At 76.1% G+C, this 16,011-nt stretch carries 14 protein-coding genes; 9 read left to right on the forward strand and 5 right to left on the reverse strand.

What is annotated here, in order from left to right; genetic code table 11:
- Nucleotides 1-64: 64 nt before the first annotated feature.
- The 4 genes from J4557_RS36160 to J4557_RS36175 all read left to right on the forward strand — a co-directional run bounded on the left by J4557_RS36160 (nt 65) and on the right by J4557_RS36175 (nt 6,824).
- Nucleotides 65-2,212, forward strand: a complete 2,148-nt coding sequence (locus J4557_RS36160; protein WP_208271294.1) for a serine/threonine-protein kinase — start codon at nt 65-67, stop codon at nt 2,210-2,212.
- Nucleotides 2,213-2,241: 29 nt separating this feature from the next.
- Complete coding sequence (locus J4557_RS36165) at nt 2,242-4,317, forward strand: protein kinase domain-containing protein (protein ID WP_243776920.1); 2,076 nt, start codon at nt 2,242-2,244, stop codon at nt 4,315-4,317.
- Nucleotides 4,318-4,403: 86 nt separating this feature from the next.
- On the forward strand, nt 4,404-5,651 hold the full coding sequence (locus J4557_RS36170; protein WP_208271296.1) for a cytochrome P450: 1,248 nt from the start codon (nt 4,404-4,406) through the stop codon (nt 5,649-5,651).
- A 75-nt stretch (nt 5,652-5,726) separates the two neighbouring features.
- Nucleotides 5,727-6,824, forward strand: coding sequence for an NAD(P)-dependent alcohol dehydrogenase (locus tag J4557_RS36175; RefSeq protein ID WP_208271297.1), 1,098 nt, complete (start codon nt 5,727-5,729; stop codon nt 6,822-6,824).
- Between the two features lie 11 nt (nt 6,825-6,835).
- Here the strand turns inward: J4557_RS36175 and J4557_RS36180 are convergent, their stop codons facing one another.
- A complete protein-coding gene (locus J4557_RS36180; RefSeq protein WP_243776903.1) occupies nt 6,836-7,744 on the reverse strand; it encodes a 2-hydroxyacid dehydrogenase in 909 nt (302 codons plus the stop codon).
- A gap of 77 nt (nt 7,745-7,821) precedes the next feature.
- Between J4557_RS36180 and J4557_RS36185 the strand changes: the two genes are divergently transcribed.
- From J4557_RS36185 to J4557_RS36195, 3 genes are all read left to right on the forward strand, one after another.
- Entirely contained in the window at nt 7,822-8,217 is a 396-nt protein-coding gene (locus J4557_RS36185) for a hypothetical protein (RefSeq protein ID WP_243776904.1), read from the forward strand.
- Nucleotides 8,214-9,224 carry a nitronate monooxygenase gene (locus J4557_RS36190; protein ID WP_208271298.1) on the forward strand — a complete coding sequence of 337 codons (1,011 nt, stop codon included), beginning with the start codon at nt 8,214-8,216 and terminating at the stop codon, nt 9,222-9,224. The genes J4557_RS36185 and J4557_RS36190 overlap by 4 nt, the downstream gene beginning before the upstream one ends.
- Before the next feature lie 225 nt (nt 9,225-9,449).
- Nucleotides 9,450-10,058, forward strand: a complete 609-nt coding sequence (locus J4557_RS36195; protein ID WP_208271299.1) for a hypothetical protein — start codon at nt 9,450-9,452, stop codon at nt 10,056-10,058.
- 15 nt (nt 10,059-10,073) lie between these two features.
- On the opposite strand, the gene J4557_RS36200 is transcribed toward J4557_RS36195, so the two are convergent.
- Complete coding sequence (locus tag J4557_RS36200) at nt 10,074-10,502, reverse strand: MarR family winged helix-turn-helix transcriptional regulator (RefSeq protein ID WP_208271300.1); 429 nt, start codon at nt 10,500-10,502, stop codon at nt 10,074-10,076.
- A 109-nt stretch (nt 10,503-10,611) separates the two neighbouring features.
- On the opposite strand from J4557_RS36200, the gene J4557_RS36205 reads away from it, so the two are divergent.
- Together J4557_RS36205 and J4557_RS36210 are read left to right on the forward strand one after the other, a co-directional pair.
- Nucleotides 10,612-11,502 (forward strand): MBL fold metallo-hydrolase, encoded by an 891-nt coding sequence (locus J4557_RS36205; protein WP_208271301.1) that lies wholly within the window; start codon nt 10,612-10,614, stop codon nt 11,500-11,502.
- Nucleotides 11,499-12,695 (forward strand): MFS transporter, encoded by a 1,197-nt coding sequence (locus tag J4557_RS36210; protein ID WP_208271302.1) that lies wholly within the window; start codon nt 11,499-11,501, stop codon nt 12,693-12,695. The genes J4557_RS36205 and J4557_RS36210 overlap by 4 nt, the downstream gene beginning before the upstream one ends.
- A 17-nt stretch (nt 12,696-12,712) precedes the next feature.
- Here the strand turns inward: J4557_RS36210 and fahA are convergent, their stop codons facing one another.
- Genes fahA through J4557_RS36225 form a run of 3 tightly spaced genes read right to left on the reverse strand, consistent with a single transcriptional unit; the run spans nt 12,713 to nt 15,917 of the window.
- On the reverse strand, nt 12,713-13,885 hold the full coding sequence (fahA, locus tag J4557_RS36215; RefSeq protein ID WP_208271303.1) for a fumarylacetoacetase: 1,173 nt from the start codon (nt 13,883-13,885) through the stop codon (nt 12,713-12,715).
- The gene (locus tag J4557_RS36220; protein WP_208271304.1) at nt 13,882-14,724 is read right to left on the reverse strand and encodes a hypothetical protein; all 843 of its coding nucleotides are present in this window, start codon (nt 14,722-14,724) and stop codon (nt 13,882-13,884) included. The genes fahA and J4557_RS36220 overlap by 4 nt, the downstream gene beginning before the upstream one ends.
- Nucleotides 14,721-15,917, reverse strand: a complete 1,197-nt coding sequence (locus tag J4557_RS36225; protein ID WP_208271305.1) for a homogentisate 1,2-dioxygenase — start codon at nt 15,915-15,917, stop codon at nt 14,721-14,723. The genes J4557_RS36220 and J4557_RS36225 overlap by 4 nt, the downstream gene beginning before the upstream one ends.
- Nucleotides 15,918-16,011 lie beyond the last annotated feature (94 nt).

The following is a 16,011-nucleotide window of genomic DNA, read 5'->3' on the forward strand; positions in this document are numbered from 1 at the left end:
CGGGCGGTCCGCGGGGGTGTGAAAGCCGTCGCCGAATGCCCGGATCGCTCTATCATGTCGGCCGGTGGACAGCCGGTTGAAGAGCCTGGGCGCACACGATCCGGCGCGGGTGGGGCCGTACCGGCTGCTGGCGGTGCTCGGCAGCGGCGGGATGGGGCGCGTCTACCTGGGGCGGTCCCCGGGGGCGCGGGCCGCGGCCGTCAAGGTGGTGCGTCCCGAGCTGTCCGGCGACCCCGCGTTCCTGGCGCGGTTCCGGCGCGAGGCGGCGGCGGCCCGCGCGGTCGGCGGCGCGTTCACCTCGCCGGTCCTGGACGCCGACACCGCGGCGGCGCCGCCGTGGCTGGCCACCGCGTTCGTCGCCGGGCCTCCGCTGAGCGACGCGGTGCGGGCGCACGGCCCGCTGGAGGAGCCGGTCGCGCGGGTCCTCGGGGCCGCGCTCGCCGAGGCGCTGGCGGCGGTGCACGGCGCGGGGCTCGTCCACCGCGACCTCAAGCCCGCGAACGTGCTGCTCGCCGCCGACGGCCCCCGGGTCATCGACTTCGGGATCAGCCGGGCCCTGGACGGCACGGCCGTCACCCGCAGCGGCGCGCTGGTCGGGTCCCCGGCGTTCATGGCGCCCGAGCAGGTCGCCTCGGGACGCCGCGCGGGGCCCGCCGCCGACGTGTTCGCGCTGGGCGGCGTGCTGGTGTACGCCGCGACCGGCACGCCGCCGTTCGGCACCGGGGCGGTTCCGGCCGTGCTCGCCCGCGTCGTCGGGGCCGACCCGCTGCTGGACGGCGTGCCGGACGGCCTGCGGCCCGTGGTGGCCGCGTGCCTGGACAAGGACCCCGACCGGCGCCCGTCCCCGGCGGAACTGGTCGAGCGGCTCGGCGGGGCCGATCCGGGGGAGTGGTGGCCCGCACCGGTCCGCGCGGAGATCGCCGCGCGGGCGGGCGAGGCGTCCGCCCTGCTCAGCGCGCCGCCGCCCGTCCCGGACGGGGGCCCGACGCACCCGGCCGCCGAGGACGGCGCGCCGACGGTGCGCGAGCCGTCGCCGACGCGCGTCCTGCCGGACCCTCCCGGCCGACGACGCTTCCTGGCCGTGGCCGGTGCCGCCGCGGGAGCCGCCGTGGCGGCGGGCGTCACCGGATGGCTGCTGCACGACCGGGACTCCCACCGGCCGGGCGGCCCGCGCTCCGCGGTCGTCGGCGCGCCGCAGGGACCGAAGCCGCTCTGGACGTACACCCCCGCGCTGGAGGGCCCGTCGCCGGACCTGCCCGCCGTCGTGAGCGGCGGCGCGGTGCTGCTCGGCGAGGCGTCCCGGCTCACGTGCCTGGACGCCGCGACGGGCGCCCGGCGCTGGACGGCGCAAGAGGACGCCGGGATCGGCCACGTCGAGGTCTCCGGCGGCACCGTGTACGCCGTCGCGGGGAACGGCGACCTGTCCGCGTTCGACGTCGCCACAGGTGAGCGCCGGTGGCGGACGAGCGGCGACCGCCTGCCCCGGCACCCCGGCGACGGCGTCCTCGGGATCGCCGGCACCCTCATGATCGGTTACCGGGACCTCGGGGACGGGAGCGCCGCGTCCGTCGAGGCGTTCGAGGTGCGGGGCGGGCGGGTGCGGTGGCGGCGGTCCGTGGCGTCCCGGCCCTCGCCCGTGGTGAGGGCGGGCCGTCTGCTGGCCGCCCGGGACGGCGCCCTGCGGGCGTTCGACGCGGCGACGGGACGGCAGGCGTGGCAGGTGCCGCTGGGCCCCGTCCCGGAGCTGTCCGTGCAGGCGTCCGAGTCGGCCGTGCTGGTCCCGGCGAACGGCACGCTCACGGCGTACTCCGTGGACGCCGGGACGAGGCTGTGGACCGCCGGCGGGCTCGGCCGTTACGGGCCGGACGTCCTCGTGGCGGCCGGGAACCTGGTGTGCGTCGCCGACGGCGCCACCGCGATCGGCCTGGACGCGCGCACGGGGAGCGTCCGGTGGCGCACCCGGCTGCCCGCCGTCCCGGCCGCCGCGACGCCGCCGTGGTCCCCGGCGCCGGTCGCCGTGCCGATCGCCCCCGACGACGCGCAGGCCCGGACCGCGGCCGGCGCGGGGCTGGCGGTGCTGGACCCGGGCGGCGGCCGCGTCCGCTGGACGTACCGCGTCCCCAACGACGCCCAGACGCGGTGGGACGTGCGGGCCGACGGCACCCGCGCGTACGCCTTCGACGGCAGGCGGCTGCTGGTGTTCCGAGGATGACGGCCGACGCGGGGAGGACCGGAGTGGAGATGACGGAGCCGCTGCGCCCCGAGGACCCGGAGGCGCTCGGGCCGCACCGCCTCCTCGGGCGGCTGGGGCAGGGCGGGATGGGAAGGGTCTACCTCGCGCGCTCCCGCGCCGGGCGGCTGCTCGCCGTGAAGGCCGTCCACGCCGAGTACGCCGGCGACCCGGCGTTCCGCGCGCGGTTCCGGCGGGAGATCGACGCCGCGCGGCGGGTGGCGGGGGCCTTCACCGCGCCCGTCGTCGACGCCGACCCGGACGGATCGCCGCCGTGGCTCGCCACCGCCTACGTGCCCGGGCCGTCGCTGCGGGACGCGGTGCTGCGGCACGGCCCGCTGCCGGAGGGCACGGTCCGCGCGCTCGGGGCCGGGCTCGCCGAGGCGCTGGCCGCGGTGCACGCGGCGGGGCTCGTGCACCGCGACCTCAAGCCGTCCAACGTCCTGCTGGCGGCCGACGGGCCGCGGCTGATCGACTTCGGGATCAGCCGGGCGGCGGACGACGCGGCGCTGACGGCCGCCGGGGCGGTCGTCGGCTCGGCCGGGTACCTCTCGCCCGAGCAGGCCGCCGCCGAGGAGGCGGGCCCGGCGTCCGACGTGTTCTCGCTCGGTGCGACCCTCGCCTTCGCCGCGACCGGACGCCCGCCGTTCGGCGACGCCCGCCCGGAGGCGCTGCTGTACCGGGTCGGCCACGAGGACCCCGACCTGGCCGGAGTGCCGGGACCGCTCCGCGGCCTCCTGGCCGCCTGCCTGCAACGCGATCCGGAGCGGCGGCCGCCCGTCGGCCGGCTGCCAGCGCTGCTCCTCCCGGAACCCGGCGCCGCCCCGGGTGCGGCGCCGGCTCCGGGTGAGCACTGGTTGCCGGACCCGGTCGCGGCCGAGGTGGCGGAGTGGAGCGCTGACGCCGCGAACGCCGGAGACGGCACGTCCGGTGGTGGAGGGGTCGGCCGCCGGTGGCTGCTGGCGGGGCTGGCGGCCGCCGGGGCCGCGGCGGTGGCGGGCGGCGCGATCGCCCTCGCGACCCGCGGCGGCTCGACGCCCCGGCCCCGGCCGTCGGCCGAGCCGAAGATCACCCCTCGCCGGCTCTGGAGCGCGCGCACCGAGAAGCCGGACGGCATCGCGATCGAAGGCGGCCTGGTGCTCTACGCCACCGGCGCGTTCTCCGCCGACCTCGTCGCGCTCGACCTCAGCAGGGGGCAGCGGCGGTGGCGCAAGGGCAAGGTGCTGTTCGCGGACGGGCCCAGCGAGGAGTGGGCCCGGCCGCCCGTCGCCGCGTACGGCGGCGCCCTGTACGCCGCGCTGGGGTCGCTGAACGGCGGCGCCCCGCTGCGCGCCCTCGACCCCGCCACCGGCGCCGTCCGGGCGACGATCGAGCTGCCCGGCGGCCTCGAACCGGGCCTCGTGTGGGGAGCGCAGGGGCCGGTGGTCTTCTGTAGATCATCCGACGCCGACCGCGCCCTGATCGCGGTCGACGTGGCGGCCCGGAAGATCCTCTGGTCGTACCGGGGGCAGGGCGTGGAGGACGACATGGTCACCGTCCCGCCCGCCGGGGGCCTGGTGTTCCGGACCGAGCGGACCGGGACCGTGCACGCCCACGCGGTCGCGGACGGCACCGAGCGCTGGCGCGTCCCGACCGACGCCGCCGCCGGGGACCAGCCGGTGATCGCGGCCGGGGACACCGTCTACGTGACCGGCGGCCACCTGTACGCGCTGGACGCCGCGACCGGGCGCACGCGCTGGGCGTTCGCCACCGGGGCGGACGGGCGGGCCGCCGTCCGGGACCGCGACGTCTTCGTCACGCTGCCCCGCCTCACCGCGCTCGACGCGCGCACCGGCGCGCCGCGCTGGCAGGTGGAGGTGGGCGCGACGCTCGGGCGCCTCGCGATCTGCGGGGACCTGCTGCTCGCCCCGTCCCTCTACGGGGAGCACCCCGCCGTCCACGGCTGGGAGGCGGGCACGGGGAGGCGGCGCTGGGAGTATCCGATCCCCGCGGAGGCGGGCGCGAACCCCTACCCCTCCATCGTGACCGCCGGAGACCTCTTCGCGATCGGCGACGGTTCGGCGATCGCCGCCTTCCAGGTCACCTGACCGGGACGCCCGCCCTGGAGTAACCCTGCACTTACGGTCCGGGGCGCGCCGTTCTAAGCTCGACACCGACGACTCGAAGGAGCGGTATGACCCTGAGCGTGGACGAGGCGGGCCTGGCGCTCGCCGATCCGAAGGCGTACGCCGACGAGGCACGGCTGCACGAGGCGCTCGCGCTGCTGCGGCGGGAGTCGCCGGTGCGGTGGGTGGACGCGCCGGACTACAACCCCTTCTGGGCGATCACGAAGCACGCCGACGTGCTGGAGATCGAGCGGAACCACGAGATCTTCCTGAACGCCCCGCGCCCGCTGCTCGGCACCGCCGAGTTCGACGAGCTGAACCGGGAGCGCGCGGAGCAGGGCATCGCGCTGCGCACCCTGATCCACATGGACGACCCCGACCACCGGGTGATCCGGGCGATCGGCGCGGACTGGTTCCGGCCGCGCGCGATGCGGGCGCTCGAACCGCGGGTGAAGGAGCTGGCGAAGCGGTACGTCGACCGGATGGTGGAGCTCGGCGGCGAGTGCGACTTCGCGCGGCAGGTCGCGGTGCACTTCCCGCTGTACGTCATCCTGTCGCTGCTCGGCCTGCCGGAGAGCGACTTCGACCGGATGCTGAAGCTGACGCAGGAGCTGTTCGGCGGGGACGACGCCGAGCTGCAGCGCGGCCAGACGAACGAGGAGAAGCTGCAGGTCCTGCTGGACTTCTTCGCCTACTTCCAGGGGCTGACGGAGGAGCGCCGCAAGCACCCGACCGACGACCTGGCGTCCGCCATCGCGAACGCGAGGATCGACGGGGAGCCGCTGAACGACTTCGACACCGCGTCCTACTACGTCATCATCGCGACGGCCGGGCACGACACGACGAGCGCGACGATCGCGGGCGGCCTCCAGGCCCTCATCGAGCACCCCGAGCAGCGGGAGCGGCTCACGGGCGACCCGGGCCTGATGTCCCTCGCCGTGGACGAGATGATCCGCTGGGTCACCCCGGTGAAGGAGTTCATGCGGACCGCGGCCCGCGACTACGACCTGCGCGGCACGACGATCCGGGAGGGCGACGCGGTGCTGCTGTCCTACCCGTCCGCGAACCGCGACGAGGACGTGTTCGACGACCCGTTCTCGTTCGACGTCGGGCGCGACCCGAACAAGCACCTGGCGTTCGGGTTCGGCGTGCACTACTGCCTGGGCGCGGCGCTGGCCCGCATCGAGGTCCGCGCCTTCTTCGAGGAGTTGCTGCCGCGGCTGCGCTCGATCGAGCTCGCGGGTCCGGCGGAGAGCATCGCGACCACGTTCGTCGGCGGCCTGAAGCGGCTGCCCGTCCGCTACTCGCTGGCCTGATCCCCGCCCGTCCCGATCCCCGCCCGTCCCGATCCCCGCCCGTCCTGATACGCGCCGCCCTGACAGGAGAGCCCAGTGCAGATCGACGCCGCGGTGCTGCGGGCCGCAGACGCCCCCTACACGATCGAGCGCGTCGAGCTCGCCGACCCCGGGCCGGGCGAGATCGTCGTCCGGATCGCGGGGGTCGGGATGTGCCACACCGACCTGCTCGGGCGGGTGCCGGGCGACCTGGTCGCCAAGCCGGTGATCCTCGGGCACGAGGGGTCCGGCGTGGTCGAGGCGGTGGGGCCGGGCGTGTCCGGTGTCACCGAGGGCGACCACGTGGTCATGTCGTTCGACTCGTGCGGGTCCTGCGCGAACTGCCGCGACGCGGTGCCCGGCGCGTGCCCGCAGATGGCCGCGCTGAACATGATCGCCGTTCCGCTGGACGGGCGGCCCCGCGCCACCGACGCCGAGGGGAACGCGGTCGGCAACCGGTGGTTCGGGCAGTCGTCGTTCGCGTCGCACGCCCTCGGCACCGTGCGGAACGTCGTCCCGGTGACGAAGGACGTGCCGATCGAGAAGCTCGGGCCGCTCGGCTGCGGCGTGCAGACCGGCGCCGCGTCCGTGCTGGTCTCCCTCGGCGTCCGGGCCGGCGACGGCATCGCGGTGTTCGGCGCGGGCGCGGTCGGGCTCTCCGCCGTGATGGCCGCGAAGGTCGCGGGCGCCACCACGATCGTCGCGGTCGACCTGAACGACGCGCGGCTCGACCTGGCCCGCGAGCTCGGCGCCACGCACACGGTCAACGGCGCGGACGACGACATCGCGGGGCAGATCAGGGCGCTGTCGGGCGGCGAGGGCGTGCAGTACTCGTTCGACACGACCGCCGTCCCGTCCGTGGTGTCGGCGGCGGTCGCGTCGCTGCGCACCACCGGCGTCTGCGGCCTCGTCGGCGTCGGCTCCGAGGAGTACCGGCTCGACCCGAACCTGCTGCTCATGGGCCGGACGGTCAAGGGCATCATCGAGGGCGACGCCGTCCCGCACACCTTCATCCCGAAGATGATCGACCTGTGGCGCCGGGACCTGTTCCCCTTCGACCGCCTCATCGCGACCTACCCGCTCGACCGGATCAACCAGGCCGAGGCGGCCGCCGCGTCCGGCGAGGTCGTCAAACCCGTCCTCCTCCCCCGCTGAGCCGCGGCGGGTCAGCGCACGCGGTGGAGGAGGTCGCGGCCGGAGGCGAGCCGCCGGCAGTTCTCCACCGCGACCTCGAAGTACCGGTCCCACGTCTCGCCGGTGAGCCACGCGACGTGCGGCATCACGACGACGTTGTCGAGCGCGAGCAGCGGGTTCCCCGGATCGACCGGCTCGCGCTCGAAGACGTCGAGCCCGGCGCCGCCGAGATGACCGGACGTCAGCGCCGCGACCAGCGCCGACTCGTCGATCACCGCGCCGCGCGCCGTGTTCACCACGACCGCGCCGGGCGGCAGCAGCGCGAGCCGCTCGGCGTTCAGCAGGTGGTGCGTCTCGCCGGTCAGCGGGATGTGCACCGACAGGACGTCGCTGGCCCGCAGCAGGTCGTCCAGCTCCCGCCAGGCCGGGTCGTCGCGGCGCGGGCGCCGCGAGGTGTACAGGACGCGGGCGCCGACCGCCTCCAGCATCCCGCGCAGCAGCCCCGCGATCTCGCCCCCGCCGAGCAGCCCGACCGTCCGGCCCCGCAGCTCCCCGCCGGCCAGGGACCGGTCGGCGGGCCAGCCCTCGCCGCGCCGCGTCCGCGCGTCGAACGCGACGAGCTTGCGCAGCGCCGCGAGCGCCAGCAGCAGGCTCGTCTCCGCGACGGCCTGCGCGTTGCGGCCCGGCATGTTCGCGACGGCGATCCCGCGCTCGGCGGCGGCGTCCAGGTCGATGGTGTTCACCCCGGTGCCGAGCTTCTGGATCAGCCGCAGCTTCGGTGCCCGGTCCATGTCCTCGGCGGTCAGCGGCCGCAGCACGTGCCAGATGACCTCGGTGTCCGGCAGCAGCGCGTGGAAGCGGGCGTCGTCCTGCTCGGAGCAGCCGACGATGTCCAGGCCGGGCTCGGTGTGGTCCATGTCGTAGTGCAGCAGCACCCGCATCCTGGTCCCTCTCGGTCGGTTCGCGTTCGCTGAACCCGGCGGTCGCGGCCGGTGTCCCGCGGGCTATCTTTCCGATCGTGACGCATACCGCGAGCCCGGGAGGGGCCGCCCCCGACGGCCGCGCCGCCTCCGTGCTCCGCTTCCTCGCCGAGATCGTCGCCTGGGCCGCCGCGCCCTGGGCGCTCGCCCCCCACTCCGTCGTCCTCGCCGTGCTCGCCGACGTCGTGCTGATCGGCCTGCCGACGGTGTTCGCGACGCCCGGCGACAAGGCGCGCGTGATGGTCCCGGTGCCGGGCGTCGCGACGATCGGGCTGGTGCTGCTCCAGCTCGCCGCCGCGGTCGCCGCGTCCTGGGCCGCCTGGCCGGTTCCCGCCGCGATCGCGGTGACGGTGCTGTGCGCGGCGGTCGTCGTGTCCGAGCAGCCGCGCTGGCGGTGGTTGGTCCGCGGCGCCCCGGAAAAGGAGGCGGTATGACGGCATCCCGGCTTCCCGACCTGCCGATCGTCCAGGCGCCGATGGCGGGCGGCCCGTCCACGCCGGAGCTCGCCGCGGCCGTGTCGGACGCGGGCGGGCTCGGCTTCCTCGGCGCCGGCTACAAGACGGTGGACGCCATGCGCGCCGACATCGACCGGACGCGCGCGCTGACGTCCCGCCCGTTCGGCGTCAACGTCTTCATGCCGTCGCACGACGACGCCGACCCCGCCGCCGTCGCCGCCTACCGCGACGCCCTCGCGCCCGAGGCGCGCCGGCTCGGCGTCGCCCCCGGCACCCCGTCGGCCCGCGACGACGCCTACGACGCGAAGATCGCCGACCTGCTCGCTGACCCGCCCGCCGTCGTGAGCTTCACGTTCGGCTGCCCGGACGCCGCCGCCGTCCGCGCCTTCCAGGAGCGCGGCACCGCCGTCGTCGTCACCGTGACCACCGCCGAGGAGGCCCGGCTGGCGTCCGCCGCCGACGCGCTGTGCGCGCAGGGGACCGAGGCGGGCGGGCACCGCGGCTCGTTCACCAACACCCTCGACGGCGCGCTCCCGCTCCGCGACCTGCTCCGTGACGTCCTCGCGGTCACGGACCTTCCCGTCATCGCGGCCGGCGGCCTCGGCACGCCGGACGACGTCGCCGGCGTCCTCGCCCTCGGCGCCGTCGCCGCCCAGCTCGGCACGGTCTTCCTGCGCTGCCCTGAGAGCGGCGCGAGCGCCGTGCACAAGGCCGCGCTCGCCGACCCGCGCTTCACGTCCACCGCGATGACCAGGGCTTTCAGCGGACGGCCCGCGCGCGGTCTGGTCAACCGCTTCCTCACCGAGCACTCCGCCGACGCGCCCGCCGCCTACCCGGACGTCCACTACGTGACGTCGCCGCTGCGCAAGGCCGCCGCCGCCCAGGGCGATCCGGACATGGTCAACCTCTGGGCCGGCACCGCGTTCCGCGCCGCCGCCGAGACCCCCGCCGCCGACCTCGTCGGCCACCTGGCGTCCCGCCTCTGACCCGCTGACCCGCGCGACGCGTCCCGCCTCCGGGCCGGTCGGCCGGGCCGCGCCGGTCGGCCGCGCCGGTCGGCCGCGCCGGTCGGCCGCGCCGGTCGGCCGGGCCGGGCGGACGAGGCGGCCGGTGCCGCAGCCGCGGCACCGCTGGAGAATCCCTCCGGCGGGGGAGGCGGGTCGTGCCGGCGGGGGAGGTGCGGCCGGGGTGTGCGCGCGAGGCTTCGAGGCATGACCGATTCCGCTGTTGTCGCCGCGCGTCCCCGGCGGCTGCGGGCCGCGTGGGCCTCCGCGCACGCGCCCGTCCCCGGGGTGCCGCGCTGGGCGCGTGCCGCCGCGCTGGCCGTCCCGTTCGCCGTGCTGCCGTCCAGCCTGTGGCGGATCGCGGCCGTCGCCCTGCACCTGCCGATCGTCCGGCACACGGGGGGCGACGAGAGCGGCAACCTGCCGTCCTGGCTGCCGATCGAGCTGTACGTGGTGCTGCTGTCGGTGCTCTCGGAACTGCTCGCGTTCACCGCCGTCGGGCTGGTGTCGACGTGGGGCGAGGTGTTCCCGAGGTGGGTGCCGTTCCTGCGCGGACGGCGCGTGCCGACGCTCGCCGCGGTCGTCCCGGGTGCGATCGGCGCGGCCATCCTGACCTGCCTGTGGACGTGGGTGTTCGTGATGCTGGCGTTCGGCCGCAACCTCGAGGGCGAACGGCTCACCGCCGACTCGCCGCTCAACGCCGACACCTGGCAGGGCGCCCTGGTCGTCGTCGCCTACGTCCCGCTGGTCGCGTGGGGGCCGCTGCTCGCGGCGGTCACGTTCGCCTACTACCGGCGCCGCGCCCACCGCGCCTGAGACGCGATGCCCTGGTCAGCGCGGTTGCCGGGAGCGAAGCAGAAGTCCCTGGAGGGCGTCCAGCTCGTCCTTGCCGAGGCCGCCCAGGGGCGAGTCCTTCGTGAGCAGTTCGAGCAGGCGCGCGCGCAGGGCGGTGCCGTCCGGGGTCAGGACGAGCTGCTTGGCGCGGCGGTCCTGCGGGTGCGGGCGGCGCTCGACCAGGCCGCGCTTCTCCAGCTTGTCGACGACGAACGTGGCGTTGGACGGCTCGCAGCTCATCCGCTCGGCGAGGTCGCGCATGGTCAGCGGCCCGGTCAGCTCGCGCAGCGCGGTGGCCTGGGGGCAGGTGAGCCCGAGCGTCGCGGCGCGCTCGCGGACGTGCTCCTCGATCTGCCGGGACAGCCCGGTCACCAGCCCGCACAGCTCCCACTCGGCGGTGGCGGCGAACTCCGGATCGGTGCTCATGGCCCCGACCTTACATCAAGCTGCAATGGTTGCAGCTTGAATAGTTCTAGTTGTAAGTTCCCCGGCGTGCGGCGGTCGCAGGGCGCGGCCGTCCCGAAGGGAGACACCCATGCCCGGTACCCCCAGCACTCCCAGCACCCCCGGCACCGGCACCCCGAACCGGCTCGCCGCCGAGGCCGGCGCCGGCACGATCCGGCTCGGCGACCTGACGATCAGCTACGTCCCCGACGGCGCCGTCGAGCTGAAGCCCCGCGTCTGGTTCCCCGGCACCACCGGCGCGTTCTGGGCCGCGCGCACCGAGTACCTCAACACGGCCGGCAACCTCGTCGCGAGCATCGGCGGTCTGCTGGTCGAGCACGGCGACCGCGCCCTGCTGATCGACGCCGGCGTCGGCCCGCTCGCCTGGCCGGACGCCCCCGACCGGCCGATCGGCGCCCTGCACGGCGGCGCGCTGCCCGCGAGCCTCGCCGCGCTCGGCCGTGACCCCGAGGCGATCGAGGCCGTCGCCATCACCCACCTGCACGTCGACCACATCGGCTGGCTGGCGCCCGCGACCGGAGCCCCGACGCCGCTCGCCGGCGCGGAAGTGCTGGTCAGCGCGTCCGAATGGGAGCACCGCGCGCTGTCCGGCACCGATCCCGCCGCCCTCGAGGGCTTCGCCGCGCGGGTCCGGACGACCGCCGACGGCGAGGAGGTCTTCCCCGGCGTGCGGGTCCGGACGACGGCCGGCCACACCGCCGGGCACACCGTCTACGAGATCGCCTCGGGCGGGCGGCGGCTCCTCGCGTTCGGCGACGCGCTGCACTCGCCCGTCCAGGTCGACCACCCGGAGATCTCCGCCGTGGCCGACCACGACCCGGAGCTGTCCGCCGACGTCCGCCGGAGCCTCGTCGCCGAGCTCGCCGACCCGGACACGATCGGCTTCGGCGTCCACTTCGCCGACGTCCAGTTCGGACGCGCCGTCCCCGGCACCCCCGGCTGGCTCCCGGAGCCCCGGTGACCGCGCCCGCCCGCACCGGCCACTGGCCCGCCATCGTCGCCGCCGCGGCCGCCGCGACCGCGGCGGTGATGCCCGGGTTCACGGTCGGCGCGCTGGCCCCGTCCATGGAGGACGCCCTGCACACGAACCGGGCCACGCTGGGGCTGGCGATGAGCGCGTTCTACGCGGCGAGCGCGCTCGGCTCGCCCGCCGCGAAGCGGCTGGCCGCGCGGCTGCCGGTCCCGGCCGCCCTGTCCGCGGCGGCCGCCGTCGCGGCGCTCTCGATGCTGGCCCTCTCCCGCGCCGGGCACGTCGCCGTCCTCTTCCCGGTGCTGGCCGCCGCCGGGCTCGCCAACGGGCTCGTCCAGCCCGCCGCCGGACGGCTCATCGCCGCCCGCGCGCCCGACCGCCGCCGCTCCCTCGCCGCCGGGACGATCGGCGCCGCGCTCGGCGCCGGCACGCTCGTCCCCGGCCTGCTCGTCGCGCTCGTCGTCCACCCCTGCGGCTGGCGCGCCGCGATGGCGATCGCCGGGCTCCTCGCGCTGGTCCCCGTGGCGCTGGCCCCGCTGACCCGCACGCCCGCGGCCGGGCCCCGGCGCACGGCGGCGGCGTCCGCGCCGATGCCGCGCGCCGTCCGGCGGACGCTCGTGCTGTGGGCGGTCGCGGCGGCCCTGTCCGCGACCGGGAACAACGCGGTGGCCTCGTACTTCGTGCAGCTCGGCGCGCACTCCGGGGTGCCGGACGGCCTCACCGGCGACCTCCTCGCGATGAGCGCGGTCATCGCGATCGCCGTGCGGCTGGCCGCGGGCGCGCTCGCCGACCGGGCACCGCGCGGCGACCGGACGGTCATCGCGGTGATGATGCTGAGCGGCGCCGCCGGGCTGGCGCTCATCGCGGCCGGCTCCCCGGTCACGTTCCTCGCCGGGGCCGTCCTGGCGTTCTCCGCCGGGTGGGGCTGGACCGGCCTGCTCCTGTCGGCGGCGCTCCGCCTCCTGCCGGACCGCGCCGAGAACGCGGGCCACACCGTCCAGGTCGGCGTCTACACCGGCGCGACGATCGCGCCGTTCACGTTCGGCGCCCTGTCGGCGTCGCTCGGCTTCGCCGCGGCGGCGCTGCTCGCCGCCGCGGCCGCCCTCACCGCCGCGTCCCTCATGGCCGCGACCACCCGGCCCTCGTTGAGGTGCGGCGAGTCGCCGTCATTGCGAGCCGCATGACGGCGGCTCGCCGCACGTCAACGCGCGGGGAGGACGCGGCCCGTCACCGCGCCGAGGCCGAGGCGCGCGCCGCCCGGGCCCGGCGCGGTGGCGGAGACCGTGACGGTGTCGCCGTCCTCCAGGAACGTGCGGGGCTCGCCGCCGACCTCGACCGGCTCCTTCCCGCCCCAGGTCAGCTCGATGAACGCGCCGCGCTGGTCCTTCTCCGGGCCGGACACCGTCCCGGACGCGAACAGGTCGCCGGTGCGGGACGAGGCGCCGTTCACCGTCATGTGCGCGAGCATCTGCGCGGGCGACCAGTACATCTCGCGGTACGGCGGCCGCGACACGACCTGCCCGTTCCACTCCACGACGAGGTCGAGGTCCAGGCCCCACGGGTCCTTCTCCCGCAGGTAGGGGAGCGGCTCCGGGTCCTGCAGCGGCGTCGGGACGCGGGCCGCCTCCAGCGCGAGCAGCGGCACCACCCACGGCGACACCGACGTCGCGAAGCTCTTGCCGAGGAACGGGCCGAGCGGCACGTACTCCCACGCCTGGATGTCGCGCGCCGACCAGTCGTTGACCAGCACGACCCCGAACACCCGCTCGGCGAACCCGTCCACCCCCACCGGCGCGCCGAGCGGCGAGCCGGTCCCGACGACGAACCCGACCTCCGCCTCGATGTCCAGGCGGCGGCACGGCCCGAACGCGGGCGCGGCCTCGTCCGGCGCCTTGCGCTGCCCGCTCGGCCGGACGATGCCGGTGCCGGACGGCACGACGGTGCCCGCGCGGCCGTGGTAGCCGACGGGCAGGTGCTTCCAGTTCGGCATCAGCGGCTCGGCGTCCGGCCGGAACAGCCGCCCGAGGTTGGACGCGTGGTGCTCGGACGCGTAGAAGTCGACGTAGTCGGCGACCTCGAACGGCAGGTGCAGCGTCACCGCGTCCAGGGCGTGGACGGCGTCGTCGGGCAGGTCGTCCGACACGGCGTCGATGATGTGCTCGCGGACCTCGACCCACCGCTCGTGGCCCTGCTCCATGAACGCGTTGAGCGACGGCCAGGAGAACACGTCGTCGCCGAGGACGGCGGCGAGGTCGACGACCATGTCCGCCACCCGGACGCCGACGCGCGGCTCGCCGCCGTCCGGCGAGAACACGCCGTACGGCAGGTTGTCGAGCCCGTAGAGCGAACCATCGGGAACCAGGATGCGGGTCACGCGTCTTCCTTGAGGAGTGAGGCGGGGAGGAGGCCGAGGGCGGCGAGTTCCGTGAGCGGGTCGGTGATGCTGCACGTGCCGAACGACAGGAAGCGGGCGCGGGCGAAGGACGCCCGCGCGTCGCCGAGGCCGGCGACGCGGGCGGCGATGGACGCGGCGTCGCGGTCGGCGAGGACCGCGGCGACGTCGGCGGCGCCCGCGCCGTGCATCGCGGCGTCGGTGGCGAGCAGCAGGTTGAGGAATCCGTGCTGGTGGAAGCCGGTCTCCGGGTCGGTGTTGCGGACCGGGTGGTGCAGCCCGGCGGTCGCCTTGAACGGGACGCCGGCGTGCACGGCGGCGAGGACCGCGGCGGCCAGCTCGTCCGGCGCCGGGTACAGGTTCGCGTGGACGCCGCCGGTGCGGAACTTCGCGCGGTGCCCGGCGTCGCCGAGCGCGGCGATGATCGCGGGACGGCGCTCGTCGCGCGGCACCTCCACGAACACCGGGACGTCGATGCGCTCCAGGCCGCACAGCAGGTCGGACGCCGTCATCCCGGTGGGCACCGCGACCTCGACGGCGTGCACGGCGACCGGCAGGTCCGCGGCGGCCGCGACCGCCCTCGCGGCCTGCGCGGGCCCGTTGGGCGCGGTGACCGACAGGGCGAGCGGGTCGCCGGCGAGCAGCGGGCGCAGCTGGTCCAGCGCGGTCGCGGGCAGCACGAGCGGGCCGACGAGCGCGGCGTACGGGGCGGACCGGTGCCGGCGGTGGGCGGGGACGGCGTCGGCGAGCGGCGCGAGGCCGGGCGGGAACACGGCCGCGTCGTCGCACAGGCCGCGGGCGAAGGCGGGCACGTCGCTCATGGGTTCCGCCTTCCCGCCCAGGTCCAGGCGTATGCGGGGTCCTCGCAGGCCAGGCCGCCCTCGCCGAGTTCGAGGGGGCGGAAGGTGTCGACCATGACGGCCAGCTCGTCGAAGGACTCGGCGCCGATGCTGCGCTCGTACGCGCCGGGCTGCGGGCCGTGCGCGAGGCCGCCGGGGTGGACCGAGACCGAGCCCTGCCCGATGCCGGAGCCCTTGCGCGCCTCGTAGTCGCCGCCGCAGTAGAACATGACCTCGTCGGAGTCGACGTTGGAGTGGTAGTACGGCACCGGGATGGACAGCGGGTGGTAGTCCACCTTGCGCGGCACGAAGTTGCAGACGACGAAGTTGCCGCCCTCGAACACCTGGTGGACGGGCGGCGGCTGGTGGACGCGGCCGGTGATCGGCTCGAAGTCGTGGACGCTGAACGTGAACGGGTAGAGGCAGCCGTCCCAGCCGACGACGTCGAACGGGTGGTTCGCGTAGGTGAAGCGGGTCCCGCCGATGCCGCGGGAGGTGCGGTGCTTGACGAGGACCTCGACGTCGGTGCCGTCGGCGGTGAGGATCTCGCCGGGGCCGTGCAGGTCGCGCTCGCAGTACGGGGCGTGCTCCAGGAACTGCCCGAACCGCGACAGGTACCGCTTGGGCGGCGCGACGTGGCCGGTGGCCTCGATGACGTAGGCGCGCAGCGGCTCGTCCCCGGCGGGCAGCCAGCGGTGCGTGGTGGAGGTGGGGATGACGACGTAGTCGCCCTGCTTCGCGTCGAGCGCGCCGAAGACGGTCTCGACGGTCGCGGCGCCGGACTCGACGTAGACGATCTCGTCGCCGGTCGCGTTGCGGTACAGCGGCGAGTCCGCGGCGGACACGACGTAGGAGAGCCGGACGTCGGCGTTGCCGAGGAGCAGCCGGCGGCCCGTGACGGCGTCGGTGCCCGCCCAGGTCTCCTTGGGGAACAGGTCGTGGAGCCGGAGGTGGCGCGGCTTGAGCGGCTGGTTCGGCGCGGTGGCCGGGTCGGGCGCGTCCCAGGGCCGCGAGTCGACGATCGCGGACGGGATCTCGCGGTGGTACAGCAGCGACGAGTCGGCGGAGAAGCCCTCCTCGCCCATCAGCTCCTCGAAGTAGAGCCGGCCGGACGCGTCCCGGTGCTGGGTGTGCCGTTTCGGCGGTACGTCGCCGACCCGCCGGTAGTGCGCCATGGTCCCTCGCCTCCCCGCAGATGATTAATGCGTTTACTATCTCTCCGTGACACTACGGCCCCCGGCGGGCAGAAGAAAGGCCCGGTTCCGGACA

The sequence above is a fragment of the Actinomadura nitritigenes genome (assembly GCF_017573545.1).
GTDB lineage: Bacteria > Actinomycetota > Actinomycetes > Streptosporangiales > Streptosporangiaceae > Spirillospora > Spirillospora nitritigenes.

What these genes read in the sequence shown, in the direction of transcription:
- J4557_RS36225 (WP_208271305.1), bottom strand. Translation starts at nt 15,917, where the DNA reads ATGGCGCACTACCGGCGGGTCGGCGACGTACCGCCGAAACGGCACACC.
- J4557_RS36170 (WP_208271296.1), top strand. Translation starts at nt 4,404, where the DNA reads ATGACCCTGAGCGTGGACGAGGCGGGCCTGGCGCTCGCCGATCCGAAG.
- J4557_RS36220 (WP_208271304.1), bottom strand. Translation starts at nt 14,724, where the DNA reads ATGAGCGACGTGCCCGCCTTCGCCCGCGGCCTGTGCGACGACGCGGCC.
- J4557_RS36190 (WP_208271298.1), top strand. Translation starts at nt 8,214, where the DNA reads ATGACGGCATCCCGGCTTCCCGACCTGCCGATCGTCCAGGCGCCGATG.
- J4557_RS36205 (WP_208271301.1), top strand. Translation starts at nt 10,612, where the DNA reads ATGCCCGGTACCCCCAGCACTCCCAGCACCCCCGGCACCGGCACCCCG.
- J4557_RS36200 (WP_208271300.1), bottom strand. Translation starts at nt 10,502, where the DNA reads ATGAGCACCGATCCGGAGTTCGCCGCCACCGCCGAGTGGGAGCTGTGC.
- J4557_RS36180 (WP_243776903.1), bottom strand. Translation starts at nt 7,744, where the DNA reads ATGCGGGTGCTGCTGCACTACGACATGGACCACACCGAGCCCGGCCTG.
- J4557_RS36195 (WP_208271299.1), top strand. Translation starts at nt 9,450, where the DNA reads ATGACCGATTCCGCTGTTGTCGCCGCGCGTCCCCGGCGGCTGCGGGCC.
- J4557_RS36165 (WP_243776920.1), top strand. Translation starts at nt 2,242, where the DNA reads ATGACGGAGCCGCTGCGCCCCGAGGACCCGGAGGCGCTCGGGCCGCAC.